2 protein-coding genes and 1 pseudogene are annotated in these 2077 nt (G+C 62.7%); 1 reads left to right on the top strand and 2 read right to left on the bottom strand.

Annotation, left to right across the window (positions count from 1 at the left end; translation table 11 throughout):
* Positions 1–383, top strand: a pseudogene (locus tag ACQRAQ_RS08520) (hypothetical protein); the annotation flags it as partial.
* Positions 384–454: 71 nt separating this feature from the next.
* Here ACQRAQ_RS08520 and ACQRAQ_RS08515 read toward each other — a convergent pair.
* On the bottom strand, positions 455–949 hold the full coding sequence (locus ACQRAQ_RS08515; RefSeq protein ID WP_039689008.1) for a nucleotidyltransferase domain-containing protein: 495 nt from the start codon (positions 947–949) through the stop codon (positions 455–457).
* A gap of 56 nt (positions 950–1005) precedes the next feature.
* Positions 1006–1977 (bottom strand): IS30 family transposase, encoded by a 972-nt coding sequence (locus ACQRAQ_RS08510; RefSeq protein WP_373205034.1) that lies wholly within the window; start codon positions 1975–1977, stop codon positions 1006–1008.
* Between the last annotated feature and the right edge of the window lie 100 nt (positions 1978–2077).

The following is a 2077-nucleotide window of genomic DNA, read 5'->3' as shown; positions in this document are numbered from 1 at the left end:
TCTCGACGGACCGTGCGCACGTGTACCGCCGCGTCCTGCCCGCCCTCGGCGTCGGCGAGCACATCGCCAGCAAGAGGGAGGAGCACGCCATCAACAGGGTGAACAGCCTCCACTCCCAGATGAGGCACTTCATCGGCAGGTTCCGGGGCGTCTCCACGAGACGCCTCGAGAACTACCTCGCCTGGTTCAAGTGGACGTGGTGCTTCAAGGTCCGCAGGAGCGCGGACGAGCTCGCCGAGCTCATAGTGAGGCAGGCGGCCCGCGGCACGTACGAGAAGACCTGGCGCCAGTACAAGGTGACCCCCTATCCGTTCTACGAGTACTGGATCAAGCAGGCGAAATGGGACTCGCGTGCGCGGAGGGCCATATACGGCGTGGCGTGATGTCCAGGGCGGTCTGGCGCAGCGCATCTGCGGCAAGCGCTGAAGTCGTGACCCGATGCAAAAAGCAACAGCTAGCGATATTCTTCGGGAACGTCGAAACCGTACTCACGGCATAGGAGCATGACATCGTGGACGTCGTGCTCGTCATGCTGATAGCCCAAGTGAAACAACAGCTGGCTTTCGGGGTCGATGCACGACACCTCCACCTCGCCGATGCGCCCCCTCCCCGAAAAGACCTCCCCGGGAAAACGATCTCCCTGATACAGAATATCGCCATTCTCGGCGAAATCGAAGCAATGCAGGTCGACGATGCGCCCCGCCTCGTCTTGCCACACCGTGTGATCTTCGGTGGTGAAAGATGCAGCCACCTCGGAAAACCCCTCATCAGCAATTAGATCCACGAACCTTTGGTAATCCCCGCGCTGAACGAACAGGTCGATGTCGTTATGAGCCCTGGTCTCACGCCCGACAAGCGCATCGACGCCCCAGCCGCCATCAAGATATACGCCAATGCCCGCACCTGCGGAAAGGCCGATTATCCAACACGCATCATCCTTGGTGACCATAGGAGCTCCTTCGCTTTCGCCTGCTATTTAAGCAAGAAAGATTATAGCTTGAATCTTCAAATCAAATGCAACACCTCGGAGTAGTGAATCTCGTACGGTGTTCGGTAGCCCAGGCGTTTGCGCGGCCTGCGGTTGAGCTTATCGTACACCTCCAGCACCCGCCTTTCGCTGACATCGTCTAAGGACTCGCCTTTCGGGAAGTACTCCCGCAGGAGCCCGTTGGTGTTTTCGTTGGTGCCCCGCTGCCATGGATGGTGGGGCAGGGCGAAGTAGAACTCCACCCCGATCTCGTCGGTGACCTGGGCATGGGCGGCGAATTCCTTGCCCCGGTCCAGCGTCACCGACGCCAGGGGCTGGCCCGCGAGCGACGACGGCATCCTCGCCCGCACGCACTCCGCCGTCTTGCGCCGGCATTTGCCGCCCACGAGGAAGCCGTCGCTGCGGTCCACGAGCGTCAGCAGGCATGCGCCGCCCGCCTTGCCGGCGACCGTGTCCCCCTCCCAATGCCCGGGCTCGCTGCGGAGCTCGGCCGCCTGCGGCCGCTCGGAGATCTCGTGCGTGATCGGGATCCTGCCGCGGCGCTCATCGGGCCCCCGGCGGCGCTTGCCCCTATGCCTGAGCCTCCTTTTGGCCTTGCGGCCGCCGATGCAGCCGTCGAACCTGCCCGCGTGTATGCCGCGGTAGATCGTGGTGTCGCTCACGGGGCTCCTGCCCATCTCCAAGGCGAGGCGCCCCTCTATCTGCTCGGGGGACCACTGCTGCTCCAGGAACTTTTCCCTGACCAGGTCGAACACATGCCCGTCGTCGAGGATGGCCCGTCGGCGGCACGCCTTCCTGCGCTCGTCGTAGCGCCTTTGGGCGGTCGAGGCGCGGTAGGACCGGGCGCACGAGTTACGGCTCAGCTCGCGGGAGACGGTCGACTTGTCGCGCCTTATGGCGCGGGCGATCTCGGAGACGCCCTTCCCGTCCCGGCGCATGATCATGATGTCCTCGCGCTCGTGTAGTGTAAGATGGATGTGGTGGCCCATGGTCCCCTCTTTCGTATGATGTTCTAGGCAAACACCATTCTACCGAGGGCCGTGGGCCGCTGTTCGCTGCGATGCGTTGCATTTAGAGTGAAGATTCAAG

The organism is Collinsella sp. SGI.178, from assembly GCF_050313495.1.
GTDB lineage: Bacteria > Actinomycetota > Coriobacteriia > Coriobacteriales > Coriobacteriaceae > Collinsella.
Note: the sequence above shows the minus strand (reverse complement) of the source record. Positions and strands in the feature narration are given on the sequence as shown.

What these genes read in the sequence shown, in the direction of transcription:
- ACQRAQ_RS08515 (WP_039689008.1), bottom strand. Translation starts at nt 949, where the DNA reads ATGGTCACCAAGGATGATGCGTGTTGGATAATCGGCCTTTCCGCAGGT.
- ACQRAQ_RS08510 (WP_373205034.1), bottom strand. Translation starts at nt 1,977, where the DNA reads ATGGGCCACCACATCCATCTTACACTACACGAGCGCGAGGACATCATG.